Below are 21,409 nucleotides of genomic sequence, written 5' to 3'. Positions count from 1 at the left end.
TCTGTAACAGACTGTCCGGCTTCCTGAGACTTTAAGATCTTGATGATCTGTGTTTCGGTGTGTCGTGTTTTTTTCATTACCCTAAATTTAAACGTTTTTCTAATTAAGAACGCTTTGTTTTTTAGGGAGCCTTACAGATTCAACGGGAGAAATCACCCATATTAAATATCAAGAACGACCAATTTCCATGAAGCTCAAAAGAAAATACTGGTTTAAAAAGGATCTAACGCCAAGTTTATCTGAATGTACATTTCAGGCTTCAAATGATATTAACTTTAGTCAATTCGAAAACCTTTATTCTATAGGAGATTTAGACCGCATAATTATTTATAACAAAAAAATTAACCCTCGACAAAAGTATAGATTTGTTCGCTTCCTTATACCTCCTCACAATAATGGAAATATTTCTGAAATGATGTTTGTCACTAATAAAGGTGAAAAATTAAAGGGCAAGCTCATTTCTTCAAAAAGTATCAAGGATAATCCTACCCTTGATTTCGGATTTGACAATAATGTTCTAAGTTTCATAAACATCAAAAAGGATGCAGAACCCCAGTGGGTTGGACTTGATTTTGGAGAGAAAAAAGAACTATCTGAAATCACTTTCTGCCCAAGAACAGATAAGAATGATATCTGGCCTGGATTAAGATATGAATTATTCTATTGGAATTCTGGATGGAAATCTATTGAAAAAAAGATAGCTACAACCCATACATTGGATTTTAATTCCCCCTTTTCAAATGGCCTATATCTTTTAAAATGTCTTGATGAAGGAGTTGAAGAAAGGATTTTTACATATGAAAATGAAAAACAGGTATGGTGGTAAGATAGGACGTTCTATAACTTTTTTTACAAGGATTACTCCTCAACAACATGATACATTTTTTCTTGGTAACCTATATGTCCCTCTTCTGAAATCGCCTCCACAATGACAACATATTCTCCCGAAATATCTCCATTGTAAAAACTTATCGATTCCTTCTCTGATTGATTGCCCTTAATATCGGGGTCCCAATAGATTAAAGATCTAAAATCGGGTTTTTGTTCGTTCCCAGATAATGGACGGCTATATTTCGGAGCATAGAATTCCTTTATTGGAGAAAATGGAGTAATAGAAGCGTTAAGCGTACCAGGGGCGGGTCGGTGAGACGCATAAATGCCTCCACCTCCCTTGGTCGTGATTGAAATAATGTGACCTAAGGGTGGCGCATCTAATGGATTTGTTTCCGGAAAAACCGTTAAATAACGGGATTTAAAAAACTTAGCATATTTAATCAACTCCACCCGTTCCACAATTTTCGGAGACATGTGAGGAACAAACTCATATTCATGTTTTCTCAAGAGGTGACCATCTACAATCAACAAGGTGGGTTCTTTACTTCCGGCACGAATGTGAGCCAGCATAAACCCATCTGGAAACTGTTCTACTTCAACCTGATCTCCATAATTAAACATCAATATACTGTAAAGACCATACGACCATTTTTTTTCTTTCTCCCTGATTTCATCTCCTGTGATAACTACATCCGGTTCTCCATATTTTTTGTAGAATTTCAATTGTTCCGAAGTCAAATGACGATCCGACACCACTACTTCGTCTAACTGGGTAACTCCATCTAAAGAATCAAATGCAAACTCAACACGGGCCCGTTTTTTCTGAACATTCATGATCGCCTTAACTACCGTATCCAATTTACGGAAAACTGGTTTTCGTTCATAGGTCACTTTGAGAGACTTCAAGGTATCCAGCATTATTTTATAGTTTGTTTTCTTCCCTAATGCATCCGTCGCACTAAGCAATATTGGTATCTTTTGGCCATATACATCATCCAACAAAAAACAGAAGCCGCCCAAACTATCCACAGCACTAGTATAAAAGGTGGTTTCTTCACCGAATGTGGCCAAGGTCATATTTACTTCCCCAGGGGACTTTCTTTTATTAAAATGGCCCGTTACCCTCCCTTTTATCTCAATCCCCTTTTGAGGCCAAAAGAAAGTAGATCCCTTTCGCTTTATTGGATATTTATAATTACGCCAGCCCTGGGTAAGCAATAGAGCATCCAAATCATTCATGCGGTCCGGGTTTTCCTCCCTAAAATAATAATCCGGTTCCTCGATCTCCCCCCGGAGTTCAGAATCCAACAAAAAAAAGGATCGTATAGTTTTCCCTCGATGCCAGTGATTCTTATTAATTGCCATAACAGACATGTTAAATCTTTCAGAATCGACATCTTGTCCTCTAACCTGAATATCCAATTTGGTTTCCTCCCTCTTCTCATAAGTGTTCTTATCCATTGTTAATGAAATATCCAACCGATCTCTATCTGATTTATTAAAAAATAAACGTTCAGCCAAGGAGCGCTTCTCCCTATCCATAAGGGTAAAAACAAGAATCCCCTCCGGCAACTGTTCAGAAGGTAGATCCTTAGTTAAATGTCCTTTGTGCAAAGGGCCTTCCACTAAAAAATAATCCACACCTCTACAAGCTACTTTAACGTATACATAATCAGTCACCTTATTCGATGCTACCCGAATCCAGATTTTTTCATTGGTCCCAGATACAGATAGAATACTACCTTTTGACATAACCCGGGGCAAGGGATACGTATTTGTATGAACCGAATCACCTGGCCGGAAAACTTTGGCATAGTAAGTTCTGGTGCTATCAGCTTCTAACGAAAAGGTTCCCATACCCAAATAATTGCTTTTAAAATCAACAACATGTTGGCCCTTGTCATCGAAAATTGATCCCTGTACAACTTTTCCCTTTCCATCTATACCTACGGATTTAAAACCGATCTTGTTCCGGAATCCGTGAACTAACTGACCACTTTCGGGAAAGAATTGTACATCCGGAGCACTTTCGTTTAGCACAACGGTTTCGGAATGCCATGTCTCATCAGAACTTTCCAAGGCAAGGGTGACCCAATCCAGATCATCAGGAACTTCATATTCGAACGAATAAGTATTTTTTTTTCTTTTTACCATTATTGTATCCTGCCCTTGACCCCAGTCTATATATACCGGAATCCGTCTTTCATCAACAGACTCCATGACTTCAGGACGAAACTCTCCTTGCAATAGAGACCGTCCCGGTTCCTTTTCAACCAATCTTAGGGTATTAATCGGGTTTTCCCCTATGTTTCTCGATTCAGAAACCAGATTCACATAAGCTTTATACACAAAATCATTCCCGAAATTCCGATTCCATTGTGTATAGGCTCTTATCAAATAACGGCCTTCCGTAAAATCATCTCTTAACTCTATGGCCCCCCTACCTATTCCATTATTTAGCTTTACCTGTTTATGGGATACTATTTCTTCATTGGGACCAATCAAATCCACATAGAGTACGCCGTTATATGCCGCGGGCCTATGGTATTTAGCTTCTGCAACTATCGCTTTGAACCATATAGGTTGATCCAAAGCATACACCTGAGAGGTAAGTTGCAGATATACCTTTTCTGCCATAGATAAATCGAGTAACCTATTATAATTCTTTTGTGGAAAAACGAAAAGAGGGAATAGAAGAACAAATAAAAAAAGCCTCTTTACTGAACTTAACCATATTAGTCTGAGAATCATTCCTCTTTGATTTTGTGTTTTAACTTCCATTAAGATCGCAATATGTTTCAAAAAACAAACATCCATAAAAGTCTTACATCTATTCTAAATTCTTTTCTCCCTACACATATCCCGTTTACAATATTCAACAATAAAAGAATGGGAATGAAAAACTATTTCACATCCAATAGGGATCAACCTGCAAAAAAAATTAAACACCTAAAATATATGAGAATATCTAATGACTATTAAAATCTTTGAATCTAACAGGTTTTATTCAGTATCCTTAATCTCAGTTCGAAGCTTTTCAAAAGCGTTGTTTCCAGGTGATTGAAATTCATGATATTTTACGTTTCCACCATCCAAGTATACCACGCAGGGGTAAATACTATTAGTTGGTATTTTGAAACTTTCTTTTGGGTCAATATAAACATTCGAACGACCTCTTAGTTTTATACCTATTTTTTGTTGCAATATTTTAAGAGATTCTATTTTGGTTAAGGCAAAGAAAATATCTTTATTGTCTATATTATCCATCATGAAGACTTCACCCTCCTGTATACAACCATGACAACCTAATCCCGGAAGTATAACTACCCATTTTGTAGAATCATTTACTGAAAAAGTGTCCAAAAATTTCACTATATGATCACGTTCAATTTCTTTCTCTCCCTTTTTGCAAGAAGTTGACAGGGCAATAATCACAAAGGTTAGTATTAAGTTTATAGTTCTCATACAATTAATTATATTTTTTTAGGAATAAAGATCTTAAATGTCAGATTTACTTCATCTATATTATTTTCATCTTGGTATTCAATGTTCAACCCCTCTTTTGTTACAAATGAGTTATGCCAATTCCATTCTCTTTCCGTCCCCAAAACAGTCTCTCCAAGATAATTAAAATCATCGTCCATAATAATAATCGCAATGTTCTTTTCTTTCCATGAGGTTTGTTTCGGAGCATTGGGAAATGCCTTTCTTAAAACCCGATAATATACTTTTCGGTACTTATCATAAATAATAGCAGCATACATATCTTGTCTTACAAATGATGACAGAATTGACTCGGCTGATGCTTTGTTAGGGCTTTTGTCAATAGATTTATTGGTGTCAGCAAAATTACTACCAGCATAAATCTTCTTATGCGAGTTAGCATTTATATCTGTTATAAACAAATCGTGTGACATTGGTAAGCTATATATCATTTTTTTACCATCAGGATGTAGCTGGGGAAATACTTGTACAAACAACCCTTCTCCCCAATTGACATTGCCTCCAAATATAGAACGTGGGTAAGTATGAACATAATTAACGTTGGACAGATCATAATCTATACGCGCAGTGTACTTGAATTTGTCCACAATGGAATCAGGCATAGTACCTCCAAATATCCCCGTCAGCAATAGTTCATTAGAGTTATCCATAAACGGGCTAACAGTTTCTACATAAAATTCCGGATACCGATATGCCCAATTTCTATCGCGATTTGTAATATCATTACCTCCATTTAAAGAAATCTTTTTTAACACATCTGCATTACTATTCGCAAGGAATACCTTTAACAATCTGCTGAAAATATAAATAGAGTCCGGATCTTTGATGTAATATCCTTCGGGCATCTGAACACCAGATGGCCCATCTTTATCAAAGGTTATTTTTTTTACAAATCTTGGGTTATTGTATTGATAGAAATAAATAGAATTGTTATAATTGTTTAAAAAGGTTAACTGTCTACTTCCTAATGAATCTTTAATCATTTGAATATACAAGGGTTTTGTAGATGTTTCATTATCTAGCAAAAATGACTTAGAACCTACTTCAGCAAGTTTCATGGAAGCGTGCATTTCTCCTTTCCTATCATTTGGTAATGTAACCTGTTGATTATTGCAGGAGACAAACACTAACAGAAGAAAACAGTAATTAAAAAAAATATGTTTCATAATTTGCTTCTTTTATTTAAAGACGGATTCGTTACAAAATAACGAATCCGTCTTTATTAATTATCGCACATCACAACCACCGCCGGAGCCAAATGAAGAGCATCTACCAAAAGAATTACATTTCTGAGGCCAAGCCCAAATTTCACAATCAGCATTGGCATCTTGAATTAATGAAGCCAAGTTCACTTCATAATTTGATTTAGTAGTGTCTACAAAAAACACTCCAACCGCCAAAGCTGCTACAGCCATAATTCCTACTATTTGTTTCATAACTAAAACTTTAAATGGTTTCTGGCATCAATTGCCATTAAAATGATTTTTAAAACTTACAAAAGTCTTCGAGGAAATGCTACTTTTGCTAAACATTACAAAACCCTTAATATCTTTAAGTTTTTGTCATCTTTAAATATTTAAAGAGTTCCTCCGGGTAATAAAAGTCTATCTCATAGGCTGTTTTTTTATAGTTAAACATATTTGTACCTTCTTTAACTATTTTCAAACCCCGGAGGATTTTCTTCCTCCCCTTGGTCTACCTCTATATCGTTTATTATTCTTCTCATCTCGGCCTTTATTTCTTCTATAGCCATCGATGGAATTTTCACCTTCTTACCTAATACCTCTTCTGCTTTGTTTTTTGCCTTTATGTGTTGCCCTGTCTCTACATAAAGTTTAGCCAATAAATATTCCGGGTAGAACCTCCCCGGAATCATATATGACGCTCTCTGATATGCCTCTTCTGCTTCTTCATACAACCCCAAACCTTTGTAAGTGTCTCCCAAAGCTGTTTCTATAATGGTTGTGTTTAAATATTTTTTGGCCTGTTCTAAAACTTCCCTTGCCCGCCTATGTTCATTCGCCATAACCAGGGCCTTACCATAATTCATCAGAAAATCTCCATCACTTCCTATCCCAGAATAAGCCCACTTAAACTCTGAAAGACTCTCCTTGTATAAACCGGAATTATAAATGTCAAGTGCCCTTCGCCACACCTGAAAATTATCCTTTATTGATGTGATTTTAGGTATACTTTGCCATACAACTAACCCCAATACACATATCATACAAGTTTTCATTACCAACACATTCCTTATACGAGAAGGAGTTGATGAGATCCCGTAAATAGTTCTTCTATCTGATCTGGAAAGTAACGCCAAAGCCAAGATCATCTCCATCTTAATCGGTAATATTTGCATCGGATACGAAAACAATCCAAAAGCTAAAAGCGACAATAAAACACCTAATGACTTTATCTTTAAAAATCGTTCCTGCCTACTCGTCTTAATTCCTAAGCATACAATCCCTGTCAATCCGAGTATAACAAAACCTATAAATCCATTTTCAGCAATAAATTGTAATACTTCATTAAAAGCATAATAGGTATTATCTGCCAACGCAGCTTCTTTCCCTTCTCCAACTTCTTTAAAGTAATCCGCCTGATCATTCATATAATTGGCCTTAAAACGATCAAAGCCTACTCCAAAAGCTGGATTATGCATGATGATACCCGAAGTCGATACCTTCCATATTAAAATACGACCATCTGCAGAATTTTTCTTAAAATGATATACCCCAAATATACTCGAGCACATAAGGAGTAATGCTATAACCCCCAAAAGTGCCTTTTGCCATAACAACATTTTTCTCCAACGCTGTATCATGGGAAGCAATATTCTATTATACTTGTATAATAGCACAAAACCGCCACCTACCAGAACAGCAAACCAAGCTGCCCTGGAGCGTGTCGAAGGCAGAATGATCAATATTAAAATTAAACTGACAAGCGGCACATAATGAAACAAAAAAGACTGTATCCTGACCCATAAAATTGATACTTTATCTTCTTTAGAGCTTATTATGGACATGATTTGTTCTCTAAAAAGATAACTCCCTAAACTTATTACAAAAACTATGGCTAAAAATCCCCCAAAAGGCCCCGGATTAAAAAAACTCCCTGTCATTTTAAAACCGGCATGATTCGAAGGAATATATCCCAATAATTGCCCAAAGCCTAGTATGGCTTGCAATATCCCGGATAAGCATACAGATAGTAAAAAATAAGGAAGCGCCTTGAAAGAGGTATTCCTCAAGGCCAGATATAAAAAAGATAATCCTATGAATTCATAATATCGTAAAGAAAAACCAGAAACAGACTGAATCCAATACCTGTTAATGCTTATATAAAAAAGCAAGATCAATAAACACCCATCTAATAATTTGATGCGGATGATCAAAGGAGAAAATAAGAGCTTTACAAAGGTTAGTATGACAATAAAAATAACACTATAAAAGAAAAAAATAGACTTTCCCGTTTGCGTCGAATTTATTAAATCCGGAACATTTACTGATGCCAATACGATCAAGAGCAAACATATTGCACCTGATAATATAGCATCGATAAAAATTTTAAATTTTGCCATAGTTCATGTAGGGTTTCATTCTATTCAGGGCGGGGGGAGGGGGGCTCTTATTAGCTATTTGGTCATAAGCTATTTTTTAAACATGCAACAATTTAAACATATTTTTATAAAAAACACAAGCCGAAATGTTAAACTTACGTTTGTCTTAAAAACACATTTACTTATAGAATTTCAATCACTACCAAATCTGAGTATCATTTTCATATGTAAAAATCCTTTCTTCCATACGCTCAGTATGGTTTCTTAACCAAAAAAGTGCCTCTTTAGGAACCTCATTATAAGATATATGATAATCATCATAAGCCTGTTTTCTCCCGAGAGAAACCCATCGTCCATCTCAATAAAGTATTTCATATCTTAATCCCGGTCATATATCATTTTTATCTGTTTTAGGACAAAATACAATTGATTTTATCTGTTTCTCCTCTTCTAAATCTACTCCCACCCATTGTCCATTATCCTGATAACCAGTATAGACAAAACTCAAAGGATTATCGTCAAAAGCATTTTTCATAGATGGTGTTTCCGTATTTTTTTATCTGTCATTATTTTCCCGCTTAGTTTTTTTCCATCACTTCCTTTGATTTCAATTTTGGCCATATTTCCCGGTCTACCCTTAGGGAATAAATAACGGATATACCGATACCTAACAAGAGTTGTCACTGATACTTCATGGTTTATCAACCTAAAGGTATCTTGAATTTGGTATAGATCGACCTTACCTCTGAACTCTTTGTCATTTGATGCCTGAAATACCCCTTCAACTGTCTGTTCTAAAAAATCATCTTTGATATGATATTTTCTTTGTAACTCCATGGTATTTTTCTCCTTTTGAGGGGCTATATATGCCCTGACGACCATCCTCATGTAAAAGGATCAGACACAGGAATTAACCCACCATTAGAATCTTAAACCATGGCTAAATATATCACTCCCTTCCCTTGTATATCCTCAAAGGTTACATCACCATTTTTGACAAATATCCAACCAATAGGTACTCAACCATTTCTATAATTCCTATCGAAAATACACAAATACACTATTTTTCCTGGAATCGATATAGAGCTTGTTTCAGACGGGAAGGTTAGTAAGATAATCATCAAAAAGAAGAAAAGAGTATCGCTCCATTCCTTCTATAATATCGCCGTAAATACAGGTGACACGATTAAAAATGTACGGGATGCAGTCTACACTCATCGTAGTTTGGAACTAAAGAAAAAATACAAACTGGAAAAGCGAACCAATTTCGGCCTATTTATGCGAGAAAACTTCGAAGGGGAAAACACTTTTGAGGAGATCCAGAGTAAGACCGGAATAGAGAAACAACCATTAATCGATATCTATTTCAATACCGGTGCACCTGAGCCTTATGAATTCCTGATTATCGAAAAAGCCGTGGGAAAAGAACCCGGTGAAATGATGAAAGTGTGTGTTGAAAAATATCCTGTAAAGAAACGTAAAGAGTAATATAAGCGAAAATCTTTATATTTATACTCCGTACTATCCATCAGATCTTATAATCTGCAAAACCTAATTGCTTATGTCTTTTCTTACCAAATTACAGATTGAGGATGCCCCCCCTGACAGGGCTATAAATATGCATCAGGAGTGGGCCCATAGTGGCCTACTCTGTGCCTATCCTCCCTGGAGCAAAATGATCATCCTACCGCAGAGTTCCAATAGGCACTTCCATGTTTGAATGGGCCGTTAGCCATTTCCTGGTGAAATAAGGATATCTTATTTTTTATTAGTAGGATGGGATACGTACTATGCGTAAAGCTGAGTTTTGGTATTGTTACTGTGTGGAATACATGGAAGATTTTAAACATCAAGAAAGACCATAGCAGACACATTTATACTAACACCAGGAATTTTATCTATAAATGGATCAAAATTTATCAAACCCTAGCGTATTTCAAACCCTTTTGCAAACTACAAAGTCACCACAAGATCAATGATGGAGAAGAAGAAACATAACCGGGTATAAACTATATATCGATGGTTAAATCGAACCTACTTGCAGCAAAGAAGGAAACAATGCTGAACCTATAGACGACCTATATAACGAGGATATGTCTAAAAAAAGGTGCGGAACAAATCAATCCTATATTCGCTTTTGCATAATGATAAAAATAAGAAAAAACGAAATTATGAATAATAAAAAGGCAATGCTATATTTTTGGATTCTATTGTTAGTTTCCTGCCATAAATATGATGTCGAAATAAGAAATGCTTTAGAGCTGAGTGGAAAAAACAAAGGCGAACTCATCAAAGTTCTTGAGTACTATAAAAAAGAAGGGGATTCTATGAAATTGGAGGCCGCAAAATTTCTTATTTCTAATCTTCCCTATAATTATTCTTATGACACTACCAACCTAAAAAAATATAGAATTATCCCCCTTATGGCCAAATCACAATGGGAACAAGATGACAGCATTGATCCTAATAAGTTAAATAAATTATGGGATAGCCTCAAGATAATATCCCCAGCTCACACCTATATTTATTCCAAACCTGTACAGGAAGACATCAAGTTTGTGACTAGCAAATTTCTAATTAAAAACATTGATGATGCTTATAACTCATGGAGGAATAACCCGTACGCCCGTGACAGTGTATCTTTTGAAGACTTTTGTGAATATATTTTACCCTATCGACATATACAGGGAAAGGCTCTCGAGAATTGGAGAGATTTCTTTAAAAGTGAAAATGAAGATCATTTTAAGGATTTATATCCAATTCCATTTACTAAAGCCTGTGATTCTTTATTTGGGCAATATAAAACGTACAAATTCAATTATGAATTGACGGAGGGACTACCCATTTTGAAATTTAAGGATTTCATGAAAATTAAAAGTGGTAAATGTACTGTAAAGAGTTGGTTTAATACTTATATAGTCAATACTGAAGGTATCCCTATGGTTGTTGATTTTGTCCCTGCATGGGGCAATAAAGAGGATAATCATCAATGGAATGCCCTCTTATATGGGGGAAGAACATTATATTTTGAATCATATTGGGAGAAGGGACATAGTTGGTTTTATAATCCTGATATCAACAACAATAAGTTTGAGGATGATTGGAGTGGAAAAATAAGACTCCCCAAAGTTTACAGGCATACTTTTTCTACACATATGGAAGGCCCAATCTCAGATAAAAGAATAAAACTTGAAAATATACCTCAATTATTCAGAAATGTAAAACAAAAGGATGTGTCAAATGATTATTTCAATACTATTAACCTAAGCCACGAAATCACAAAAGAGAAAATACCAAAAAATACTTATTATGCTTACCTAAGTGTCTTAGGGGTAAATAAAAGATGGGTTCCTGTGCAATGGGGGAAAATAGAAGGTAATATGGTGATTTTTAATAAAATGGGAACTGACATCGTATATCAACCGATATTTTATAAAAATGGCAGAACAATTCCTTTTGGCACTCCTTTCCATCTTGACCATAATGGAAATAAAAAGGAATTTATTCCTGGAAATTCGACCAGTGATGTAGTAATAAAAAGAAAGTACCCGGCCAAGAAAGGACTGGAAAAGGACGCAAAACGCATAAAAGGATCATTAATACAAGCATCAAACAATCGGGATTTTAGAGATGCGGTCACTATTGAACAAATCGATTTTGAGCCAGAATTAAGGCCATATGAGATTCCATTGAACATTAAAAAAAAGTACAGGTATTTTAGAATTCTATCCAGAAATGTTATCACAATCAAAGAAATCAAATTGTCGTACCAGGAATCTGAAAACAAGGAGATCCAATTAGAAGGAAATTTTATAACAAGTAGTCCGTCTACGGAGAATGATTCAACTACTTGGAAAGGTATTGATTTGAAAAAAAAACAGTATGTTTCAAAAATCACATTTGCCCCTCCAAACAATCTAAATCATGTATTAAAAGGGCTTAACTATGAGCTGTTTTATGTGGATAAAGGAGTTTTCGTTTCCTTGGGCCAACAAAAAGCAGAAGATTATGAATTGAAATACAAAAATGTTCCTAAAAATGGTTTATTATATCTAAAATGCCTTGATGAAGGCCGCCAAGAAAGAATCTTTGAGTATAAAAATGGGGAACAGATATGGTATTAGATATCCGGCCGACTAAGAACATCTTTTTACATCTAAATAAAGAAACAATCCCCTCTCCCCTTTATCCTGAGTTAAACAGGCACTTTCAGAGTTGAATTACAAATATTTATTCACTTCTAAATGTGCCAAAACCGTTAAAAAAGCATTTTATTAGGCACTTTCAGAAGTAAGTTAATTTCCCTAAAAAAATAAATAACAAACTCAGGCGATTTAAGTATGGATGACCTGAGTTTTTTCTTTTTTGAGGATATTTTTGGTCTCTGAGTTGGAATTACAAATGTTTATTTAGGCACAAACTATTTTTCCAGAAATTCAACAATTTAAAAACATTTTTACCAAAAAAACACAGGTCAAAAGGTTAAACTCATCACTACACCTGCTTTATTTTTAGTTTTTTTGTTGGCTTTAATCCACAAAAAACATTAACATTATAAACTTAATCGTTTTTCACTTTCCTTTCTTTGTTCTTTAAATTTAGAAATAAAGGTAAATATAATAAGATGGCCAAAAGGGAAAAAATTAATCCTCCAATAGAACCTACTGCAAATGAAAACCAAAAAACTTCCCTTTGACCTCCCCAAACAAACGGCAACAAACCAGCTATGGTAGAGATAATGGTTAGAAATACAGGGAGAATTTTATGATTATAAGCCTTAAAATATAATTTTCTAATATCCCGTCCCGGGTAGTGTCGTTTTAAATTATTAAAATCATTTACAATGTAAAGAGCCGCATTTACACTAATACCACACAAAAGGATAAAAGAGGCATAACCTCCTTGATCAAAATTAAACTCAAAAAAATAAAAAGTAAGAAATACCCCAATAAATGAAATAGGAATCATGCTCAAAATGACCAATGGCTGCCGAAGGGATTCCAGGAGAATAGCACATATAAAAAAAATTATCGCGACAATAATAAAAATATAGTAGTATTGCTTTTTTTCTTCTTTATTCCACCCATAATTATCACGCTTAAACACCTTATAACCAACAGGTAAAACATTAGAAATTGCTTGTATCCTTTCTTCTTTAAATTTCTCAGCCAAAAGTCTTGGACCGATAAACTCAAAGGCAACAACCAAATGATACTGTTGGTTTACTTTTTTAATATCATTACCCGTCTTTCGTTTTTCTATAGTAGTAAGTTCATGTAGTTTGAATTGTTTTTCATCGATATCTACAGGAGTGTTCTTTAAATCCCACACCGTAAATTGTTCATGTTGATCAGAGACCAATTTTGCCTCCTGCAATTCGTGATTTCTAATCACAGGGGACAGATTTGCCGAGTGAAGTTGATTTTTAAGAGTATTATAAACCTGCGATTCCGTTATCCCAGCCAAAGCTATGCCTTGTGGTTCAAATTCCAAATGATACTCATATAAAGTTTTGCTGAACCACTCTCCTGTGTTGATTTCTATTTCCTTTACCCTGCCTTTAGATTGGACTAAAAGGCTATCCCGTAATCTTTGACTATATTGATACAATTCATCATAATTATACCCTTCCAAAACAATCTGATCAGCGAGATACCCTGTGTTCAAGGCATTGGAAAATCCCCTTCCTACACCATATATATTCCAATCCAGCCCCCCCAGGCTTACTGCTTTAGTTTCCAGAAGACTTTTTAAAACATATGGAAATGCACCGGATTCATACTCGTCTTTAAAATGAATGGTGATTCTGGAATCATTGTAACTTTTGATCTGAGTTTCAAAAAGTTCTACTTCCTTGAAAGATGCGATATAATTTTCCATTTTCAGTATCGCCTTATTTAATTGTTCTATGGTACTGCCTTCCGGCATTGTCCCGGTAACATTAAGTGTTGTTTTCTGTGGTTCCTGGTAATAAGATTTTTCAAACACATTTTCTGTAAAAAGACGTAGAGATCCTCCAACAATCTTTTCCATAGCAGGGCGAATGTTCTCTTCAAACCATCCATTTCCCATAGTTTGATTATATAAATCTGCTAACAATCCTTTCGATTCTATTTGTTTCGGAGCTAGATGCAATGGTAAACCAAACCCCAAAATCATTATTATAATGAGTCCCCACTTTGGCATTGGTTTGTTTAAAAAAATTATAAAGTATTCGTACTGAGATGTAAACCAGACAATACGTTTTTTTCGCTTTCTGGAAAAGTGTCTTTTTTTGTGTGTTATTTTGAATTTCTCTAATAAAGCAGGAGTTAAATACAACGCCACTAAAAGAGACACCCCTAGATTGATTGCAATAACCAGGGCAAAATCCCATAGGTTGATCCGTTGAGATTCCTCTAGTAAAAAGATTACCGTAATTGCCCCTATAGTAGTTAGTGTAGCCGCCAAAATAGCCAGGAAAGCTTTTTTGTTTCCTTTATGACGAAAGTGATCCATCATAATGATCGTATTGTCTATGATAATACCGAAAGAAATAGTAATACCTGCAAAGGAATATAACTGCAACTCTACTTGAAGTAAATAATAGAATATTACTGCCACAAAAAAATTGATGAAGATGCTCGAAAATAAAACGAAAACATATCTGGTATTACGGTATATTACAATAGACAGTGCTAATAAAATAATTAAGGAAAACAGTGTTCGCCATTGTATTTTTAGCAGTTCATCGATAAGATGTGCTGTTGTATCCTGTGTAAGTTTGAGATGATATTCAACAGGTAGTTCATTTCTAATATCTTCTACCCTACGCTTTATCCTTTTGGAGAGTTCAATAGTATTGACCCCTTTTTCCGGATATATAACCAAATTCACAGTATTCGAACCATTAATTCGGTAATAAGCACTTGGTGGACGTTCCTTGAAACGTACCGAAGCAATGTCTTCCATGTAAATGATACGACCCCCACTTTTTGCTACAGGGATTTTGTTCCAGTTGAACTCTTCCTGAGATTGATGTGTATAAAGTATTCTAATTTCCCGAGGAGAGTTCCCTTGAGACAAAACCTCAGTGCCCTTTCCGATTTCATCTTTTTTCAGAAAAGTATTAATTGCAAGGGTTACCTGATCTACAGTCAACCCAAGTTTGGACAACTTATCAGCATTGTATGTTACTACCCATTCGTAAGGAGAAACACCATATAAGCCAACTTGACTTACCCCTTTAATATTAGATAGCCTGGGAAGAATATAATGATCGACATATTTTTTAATATAGTATGAACTTTCATTAGCATTGACACTATAAGACAAAACAGATGAATTGTTTTCAGAAGGAATACTCAAAGAAAGAAAAGGGTAGCTTACCCCCTCGGGCATTTGAGGGTAACTTTGGCGAATAAGGGCTGCCATTTCAAACCGGACAGCATCCATATCCGTGTTTTTTTTAAATTGAATACTAATATCTCCATTCCCTTTACGAGAGGTCGAACTAATCTCTTTCACTCCCCTCATACTGTTAAAGAGACCTTCCAACTTAGAAGTCACCTTCTGTTCAATTACTTTCGCTGAAGCAGCAGGCCATGAATAAGATACATATACTGCGGGCAAGGAACGAGAAGGAACTAGTTGAATACTGAGCAGGGGAATCAAGCCTCCCCCTACTATTGCTAAGCAAATAAAAATCGTAATGACCCTGAATGTAGAAACTTTCTGGCTCATATCCTGTTTATAGCAATTTTTTAAAAAACCTATTCCATCGGAATTGCCTCCGATAATAAGAAAATAATATGTATGGCACCTTACCTACAATATGTTCTTCCGGAATAAAACCTATATACCTGGAATCTAAAGACCCCTCTCGGTTATCTCCCATGACAAAAAAGTAATCCTGTTTAAACCTATACGATTTTGCTTTTTCTCCGTTTATAAAATAACCTCCATTACGCTCATGTATTTCAACTTTTTCATACTTTTCTAAAGCTTTTTTGTATATATGAAAATTAAAAGCATCCAGCTTTATTTCAAGCCCTTTTTTAGGAATGAGAAAGGGTCCCATATTATCTAATGTCCATTTAGAGCCCCGTGGCATTGCGAATAATCCCTTTTGAGCATCATAAGTATCTAGCTCTTTTTTCAAGTCATAAACTTCCGGAATCTTACTAATTCGTTCCCATTCATCATATGTAAAGTTTCCTTGAAAACTATTAATAGCATCATCTCCTGCAGAGAAATATACATTTGGTATTATCGAATCCTTCCGTTTAAAAAACTTTCGCCTATTCGTTACTTTAAAATTATATTTTTTCTTTACAGTTGATGGTGGAAAATATTTTTCACTATTAGTATACACTTTTCCAGCAATAATGGATAATGTATCCCCTGCCACTCCAACACATCGCTTAATCACAAACAAAGTTCTGGACTCTTGGAATACTAGGACATCCCCTTGCTTGACATTTCTTATTCCGTCCAATCTACGGTAAGACCACCAATTTTCTTCCATAGCATTCCGAGCATTGTCATTCAGATAAAACAAAAGGTTCACCCAAGAAATCTCAAAAGGACTTCTGGGTAACTTGGGGCCATACGTAAGTTTATTCACTAAAATAACATCATTAGAGAACAGAGTATTCTCCATAGAATTGCTCGGGATTTTATAAATCTCTACCAAAAATACTTTTGCACAAACACTTATAAGTAACAACCACAAGAAAAGAAAAATACCACGTATTAGTTTTCTAAGAGTCATATTTTTAATCCACCCCGTAACGTACAGCATACATTTGTATACCCCAAACAATAAAAGTTGCAATAATGTTAGCCAAATAAGACCAAAGAATAATGGGAAAACCACTCCCAGAAAGAGTAGCCAAAACCTCCATGACTGAGAAAAATATTTTGGCATATGGTTTAAACTATCTTTCATGGTTTCTTATTCATTTATTCTTCAAGTAATTTATCAAAGTTTTTACTTAAAGCAGAATCATGAATAAAATCATATAATGTAAGCTGTTGTACCTCGTAATAATAATTCCAATAATTCTGTAAACTCTCAATATACTGTTCTGAGGCATTTTGCCAAGCCTCCCTTGCTGACGACAATCGCAATAAATCTACTTTTCCAGATAAAAACCGCTTTTCAGTAATTTTATAGGATTCTCGGGAAATTTCCCGAGCCCTTAAAGCAGCCATTACCTGCTCTTCCTGTAGGTTAAAGTTACTAACCTTGAGTTCCAGTTGTCGATGAATGTCGTTTTCATCTTGAGAGATCTCTATATCTTGAACCTCTTTAGTCATCCTGGCTACTCGTATATTCCCTTTCCGTTCTCCCCAATCGAGTAGAGGCATGCTAAACTGCACAGCCACAATCTGTTGATCCAAAAAGTGGCTGTAAGCATCAGCAAAAGTGTTTGCTTGTTGGTTAAGCCCATAACTTGCGTTAATAGACAAGTCAAACCGATTATCCTTAATAGTCTGGTCTAAATTTTTTTCAGCATTGATCTTCCGGATGTTTATATTAAGTAAATTCGGGTTGTTTTGACTAGCGTATTCCCTAGCTTCCTCTACCGATATTTTAAGGTGAGATACCATTTCGGGAAGTTCCGGAGTATACTCCGAAAGATCGTCCCTGTTGAGATAGAGATTGAGTTCAGAGATTACTTCTTGTAGTTGTTGTTGGACTTGGTTTAAATTTGTGGTGGATGTAAAATCATCTAACTCCAGGTTTAAAAGCTCATCCTTTTCGATAGAACCCAAATCATATCTTTTTTTCCCAATATTATATAGCCTGTGTGCATTTTCCTTATTTTCCACAGCTATTTTCACCTGAGTATGTGCAAGGGCCCACCTAAAAAACATGGAAAGGGTTCTAAGATAGATTTGTTGTTGTTCGTAAAGAAAATCCTTTTTGGCTTTTTCATACTCCATTTCAGCCGTTTTATTAAGCCATTTTAATTCATTAAAAGCCATAATAGGTTGATTGAGCCCTATGCGTATCGGAGTAGTGCTGTAATTTTCTATATTGGATTCACTATAATTAACTAAGCGATTAAAGCTGGAATTCAGATATATTTTAGCCCCTGTTGCCATAATATTCTGACTCACTGAAATTTGAGCAAAAGTATTGAGGTTTTGTTGCAGACGATATACATCAATGTTATTGTCGGGATCATAACGTTGTATAAAGGATCGATTATAGGTCAAAGGTTCCATTTCAAAGTCCACATGGGGAAGCAACCGAGCTTCAAAAGAACGGTATCTCCAATAATCCGCCCCGTACTGTCTTTTGGCCTTAAAAGCATCCAAAGACTCTTGAGAGGCCATTTCCAAAGTTTCTTCCATGGTCAGTGTTTTCGTTGGATTATTTATATTACCCTGTGCCAACACCCCAGATACAGTACAGAAAAAAACCGTATAGAGTAAGATCCTATATTTCCCCTTTTTTATAAACATAAGCCTTTTTCCTTACAAGATGATAATAACAAAGTGGGATTAGGTATAGACTGACTACTGTACCCAACAACATCCCACCAATAAGGGCTATTGCCAAGGGAGTTTGTAATTCTCCTCCAAGACCGCCAGTGAACAAAACAGGCAATAGAGCTAAAATAGTAGTCAAGCTGGTCATTAGTATGGGTTTTAGCCTTCGTTGTCCTGCGATAAGTAGACTCCTTAACAAACCGTATCCCTGTTTTTGTAACTGGATGACCGTATCAATCTTTAGAATGGAATCATTAATAACAATACCACACATGACCACAATACCAATCATAGACATCAAATTAAGTCCCATACCACATAAAATCAACAAGAACAAAGTTCCTGAAATGGAAACCGGTATTTCGATAAGAATAATCAGAGGTAGAGTTAACGATTCAAACTGAGAAGCCAAAATAAAATATAACAGGATCAGAGTAATGCTCAGCACGATAAGCAACTCCTGAATAAGCTGTTGATTTTTAAAAATGCTTCCGCTAAAAGATACATCGTAAAACGAGTTTTTATCTATAACATTTTTTATTTTCTCTATAATTTGAGATGCACTGGAACTTTCTACTTCTAAATCCAGAGGATAATATTCTCCTTCTTTTCCCGCTATTACTGTTTTTAAATCCAAACCTCTGCTTGAAATTAAAAATTCATTGACATGATAATATGTACTATCATCAGCTCCTACCATTGTTTCCTGTAAGATCTTAGAGATGTTGTTTTCTTCACCTCCTAACACAACCGGAACAAATTCCTGGTTGTTCATTATGGAAAGTACTTCCTTTTCATTAAAGGCACTTTGGAGAGTATTACTAAGTCTATCTTCTGAAACATTATAGGCTATCATTTTTTCCCCATTAGCCCTGAAAGTAAGGGATTCTTCCCAAGCTATGGGCGACAAATCAACATCCGGAAGTTCTCTCTTCAGTTCCTGCCATAATATTTGAAGTTCTTCGTTTTGTACAATGTTTTCCACAGGTCTAAGCCTCGCAGTAAGCGGAGCGGAGTTATCTGAAAATATCATATTAAAGACATTATCAACCTCCTTATATTCGGCAATCGAACGTGGATAGTTTTCCGTTATAAAATGCATTATATCATTTTCAAGCCGTTGAAGTTTTTCTTCACTTTCTGCCTGAAGATATAATGTGGCTTCGGAACTTTTTGCTTCGCTGTTCTTGTCCAATAAAAACTGCTGCTGTCCTACATGCGAATGATAAGTTTCTAAATTTTCTTGTAATGATTCGATCAATTCCAATAGCCTTCGTTTGTTTTCTTCCACATGAATAGGGTCATTCCAGTCTATAACAAGGAGGGTTTCCGGGGTCGAAAGCTCCGGCATACGATTTTTGGGAAGGATTGAAAATAAAACGATAGTACATACTGCCAAAATGGTGAAAATAACGAATGCCATAGTTTGCTTTCGCATAGTCCATCGGAAACCTCTTTCATAAAATCGATTATAATCAAGGGTATTTAATCTACGAATTAACCTGGTAATTTTACTATCTTTAGTATTATTCTTTAAATAAAACAACCGGTATAAAACTGGTAAAACAGTAACAGAGACTATTAGGGAAACAAATAACCCAATCGTAATAGCCATGGCTTGATCATAAAACAAAGCCCCGGCAATACCGCTTAAAAAGATCAATGGAATAAAAACTGCACAAGTCGTAAGCGCAGAACTTAATAAAGGCTTAAATACTTCATTAGTGGCTAAAACACATGCATCAGAAAGCGAATATCCCTTTTCTCGATACTGAGTAATATTGTCAATAACGATGATAGAATTATCTATCATTAAGCCAGTACCAAGAATAAGGCCTGACAACGAAATGATATTAATGGATATATCCAAGAGATGGAAAAAGAGGATACAGACAATCATGGAAACAGGTACACTGATCCCGATAAGAACCGGGGATTTCAAGTCCCTAAGGAATAGGAACATAATGGCAAAAGCCAAAAGGATACCCCACAACAAACTTTGGGCCAAATTGTTTATGGAATAGTCCAATAGTCTGGTCTGATCTCTAGTGATTGAAAAATCAATATCAGGATAGTCTTCCTGCATTTGGACCATAAGAACTTTCAGGGATTCTTTCAAGTCTTTCATTCGAGTATCGCTCTGCTTGATCAAGGCCATACTTATTGCTTCCTTACCATCAGAAAGCACTAAACCGGTACGCTTTTGAGGTTGTTCCCTCACTTCTGCTAAATCCCTAATTTGGAAAACTCTACCATCTTTTTGGAGATAGATATTTTCAATATCTCGGACATTCCCCAGATTAGTACCTAACCGCAGATTATACTGATACTGACTTTCCTTGACCAAAATACTCCCTACTTCAATATCCTGTTTTTTAATAGCGGCTTCCAAATCGTCCAGACTAAAGCCCAACGCTCTTAGTTTATTATGGTCCGGGAGGACAAGAATTTCTGAATATACCAAACCATTAATATCAACCATTGCTACCTCAGGTACTTGTTCGATACGTTTTCGCACGACCTGACTGACAAAACGGTTGAAATCTATAAATTCACGGGATACTTTTCCGTTAGGTTTTATAGCCTGCCCATGCTTTAAAGTTAGATTTAAATAAAAAACCGGGATATCAGAAGAACTGGCCTTGATTACCTTGGGGCGTTCCAATTCCCGTGGTAAGGAAGCCATAGCTCTGTCGACCTTTTCATTAACTTCAATAAAAGCATAGTCCGTTTTGGTACCATAGGTAAAATGAAGACGTATAATAGCATTTCCATTAGAGGCCTCACTTTGAATATCCTCAAGGTGACTAACCTGCATCAGACTGTTACGCAGGGGGGTTACAATAGCATCTTCCAATTCCCGGGCCGACATGTTATCCGCATTAAGTTGCACGGTTATCTCGGGAATATCTAAGTCGGGCATCAGAGATATTGGAACATGGGTTATGGCAATTAGTCCCAAAATAACAATTGCCAGGGTAGTCATTAAAGAGCCAATGGGTTTATGGATAAGAAATTTAACCATAA

At 35.6% G+C, this 21,409-nt stretch carries 14 protein-coding genes; 3 read left to right on the top strand and 11 right to left on the bottom strand.

Features of this window, described 5'->3' with window-relative positions; all coding sequences use genetic code 11:
• The first annotated feature begins 187 nt into the window (after positions 1-187).
• On the top strand, positions 188-826 hold the full coding sequence (locus KN811_RS21380; RefSeq protein WP_187967666.1) for a discoidin/SUN/FTP domain-containing protein: 639 nt from the start codon (positions 188-190) through the stop codon (positions 824-826).
• A 32-nt stretch (positions 827-858) separates the two neighbouring features.
• Here the strand turns inward: KN811_RS21380 and KN811_RS21375 are convergent, their stop codons facing one another.
• The 7 genes from KN811_RS21375 to KN811_RS21345 form a co-directional block, all read right to left on the bottom strand.
• Positions 859-3,615 (bottom strand): hypothetical protein, encoded by a 2,757-nt coding sequence (locus tag KN811_RS21375; RefSeq protein WP_187967667.1) that lies wholly within the window; start codon positions 3,613-3,615, stop codon positions 859-861.
• A 222-nt stretch (positions 3,616-3,837) separates the two neighbouring features.
• Positions 3,838-4,299, bottom strand: a complete 462-nt coding sequence (locus KN811_RS21370; RefSeq protein WP_187967668.1) for a hypothetical protein — start codon at positions 4,297-4,299, stop codon at positions 3,838-3,840.
• 8 nt (positions 4,300-4,307) lie between these two features.
• The gene (locus KN811_RS21365) at positions 4,308-5,504 is read right to left on the bottom strand and encodes a DUF4221 family protein (protein WP_187967669.1); all 1,197 of its coding nucleotides are present in this window, start codon (positions 5,502-5,504) and stop codon (positions 4,308-4,310) included.
• A gap of 60 nt (positions 5,505-5,564) precedes the next feature.
• Complete coding sequence (locus tag KN811_RS21360) at positions 5,565-5,774, bottom strand: hypothetical protein (RefSeq protein ID WP_187967670.1); 210 nt, start codon at positions 5,772-5,774, stop codon at positions 5,565-5,567.
• Positions 5,775-5,989: 215 nt separating this feature from the next.
• Positions 5,990-7,921 (bottom strand): O-antigen ligase family protein, encoded by a 1,932-nt coding sequence (locus KN811_RS21355; RefSeq protein ID WP_187967671.1) that lies wholly within the window; start codon positions 7,919-7,921, stop codon positions 5,990-5,992.
• Positions 7,922-8,288: 367 nt separating this feature from the next.
• Positions 8,289-8,435, bottom strand: a complete 147-nt coding sequence (locus KN811_RS21350) for a discoidin/SUN/FTP domain-containing protein (RefSeq protein WP_187966950.1) — start codon at positions 8,433-8,435, stop codon at positions 8,289-8,291.
• Positions 8,432-8,737: a hypothetical protein gene (locus KN811_RS21345; protein WP_187966949.1), complete on the bottom strand. Its 306-nt coding sequence runs from the start codon at positions 8,735-8,737 to the stop codon at positions 8,432-8,434. Before KN811_RS21345 ends, KN811_RS21350 begins: the two co-directional genes overlap by 4 nt.
• A 387-nt stretch (positions 8,738-9,124) precedes the next feature.
• Here KN811_RS21345 and KN811_RS21340 point away from each other — a divergent pair, with 387 nt between their 5' ends.
• Entirely contained in the window at positions 9,125-9,388 is a 264-nt protein-coding gene (locus KN811_RS21340) for a hypothetical protein (RefSeq protein WP_216335033.1), read from the top strand.
• A 683-nt stretch (positions 9,389-10,071) separates the two neighbouring features.
• Positions 10,072-12,024, top strand: a complete 1,953-nt coding sequence (locus KN811_RS21335) for a hypothetical protein (protein WP_187966947.1) — start codon at positions 10,072-10,074, stop codon at positions 12,022-12,024.
• 436 nt (positions 12,025-12,460) lie between these two features.
• Here KN811_RS21335 and KN811_RS21330 read toward each other — a convergent pair whose 3' ends face one another.
• The 4 genes from KN811_RS21330 to KN811_RS21315 all read right to left on the bottom strand — a co-directional run bounded on the left by KN811_RS21330 (position 12,461) and on the right by KN811_RS21315 (position 21,407).
• On the bottom strand, positions 12,461-15,622 hold the full coding sequence (locus tag KN811_RS21330; RefSeq protein ID WP_187966946.1) for an efflux RND transporter permease subunit: 3,162 nt from the start codon (positions 15,620-15,622) through the stop codon (positions 12,461-12,463).
• 7 nt (positions 15,623-15,629) lie between these two features.
• A complete protein-coding gene (lepB, locus tag KN811_RS21325; RefSeq protein ID WP_187966945.1) occupies positions 15,630-16,829 on the bottom strand; it encodes a signal peptidase I in 1,200 nt (399 codons plus the stop codon).
• Between the two features lie 14 nt (positions 16,830-16,843).
• The gene (locus tag KN811_RS21320) at positions 16,844-18,244 is read right to left on the bottom strand and encodes a TolC family protein (protein ID WP_187966944.1); all 1,401 of its coding nucleotides are present in this window, start codon (positions 18,242-18,244) and stop codon (positions 16,844-16,846) included.
• 85 nt (positions 18,245-18,329) lie between these two features.
• The gene (locus KN811_RS21315; RefSeq protein WP_187966943.1) at positions 18,330-21,407 is read right to left on the bottom strand and encodes an efflux RND transporter permease subunit; all 3,078 of its coding nucleotides are present in this window, start codon (positions 21,405-21,407) and stop codon (positions 18,330-18,332) included.
• Positions 21,408-21,409 lie beyond the last annotated feature (2 nt).

Origin of the sequence: Sinomicrobium weinanense (genome assembly GCF_018863395.1) — a bacterium.
GTDB classification, from domain to species: Bacteria; Bacteroidota; Bacteroidia; order Flavobacteriales; family Flavobacteriaceae; genus Sinomicrobium; species Sinomicrobium weinanense.
Note: the sequence above shows the minus strand (reverse complement) of the source record. Positions and strands in the feature narration are given on the sequence as shown.

Excerpts from the sequence above, each read along its gene's own strand:
- KN811_RS21345 (WP_187966949.1), bottom strand. The coding sequence starts at position 8,737 with ATGGAGTTACAAAGAAAATATCATATCAAAGATGATTTTTTAGAACAG.
- KN811_RS21350 (WP_187966950.1), bottom strand. The coding sequence starts at position 8,435 with ATGAAAAATGCTTTTGACGATAATCCTTTGAGTTTTGTCTATACTGGT.
- KN811_RS21375 (WP_187967667.1), bottom strand. The coding sequence starts at position 3,615 with ATGGAAGTTAAAACACAAAATCAAAGAGGAATGATTCTCAGACTAATA.
- KN811_RS21355 (WP_187967671.1), bottom strand. The coding sequence starts at position 7,921 with ATGGCAAAATTTAAAATTTTTATCGATGCTATATTATCAGGTGCAATA.
- KN811_RS21315 (WP_187966943.1), bottom strand. The coding sequence starts at position 21,407 with ATGGTTAAATTTCTTATCCATAAACCCATTGGCTCTTTAATGACTACC.
- KN811_RS21320 (WP_187966944.1), bottom strand. The coding sequence starts at position 18,244 with ATGGAAGAAACTTTGGAAATGGCCTCTCAAGAGTCTTTGGATGCTTTT.
- KN811_RS21330 (WP_187966946.1), bottom strand. The coding sequence starts at position 15,622 with ATGAGCCAGAAAGTTTCTACATTCAGGGTCATTACGATTTTTATTTGC.
- KN811_RS21365 (WP_187967669.1), bottom strand. The coding sequence starts at position 5,504 with ATGAAACATATTTTTTTTAATTACTGTTTTCTTCTGTTAGTGTTTGTC.
- lepB (WP_187966945.1), bottom strand. The coding sequence starts at position 16,829 with ATGAAAGATAGTTTAAACCATATGCCAAAATATTTTTCTCAGTCATGG.
- KN811_RS21370 (WP_187967668.1), bottom strand. The coding sequence starts at position 4,299 with ATGAGAACTATAAACTTAATACTAACCTTTGTGATTATTGCCCTGTCA.
- KN811_RS21380 (WP_187967666.1), top strand. The coding sequence starts at position 188 with ATGAAGCTCAAAAGAAAATACTGGTTTAAAAAGGATCTAACGCCAAGT.
- KN811_RS21335 (WP_187966947.1), top strand. The coding sequence starts at position 10,072 with ATGAATAATAAAAAGGCAATGCTATATTTTTGGATTCTATTGTTAGTT.
- KN811_RS21360 (WP_187967670.1), bottom strand. The coding sequence starts at position 5,774 with ATGAAACAAATAGTAGGAATTATGGCTGTAGCAGCTTTGGCGGTTGGA.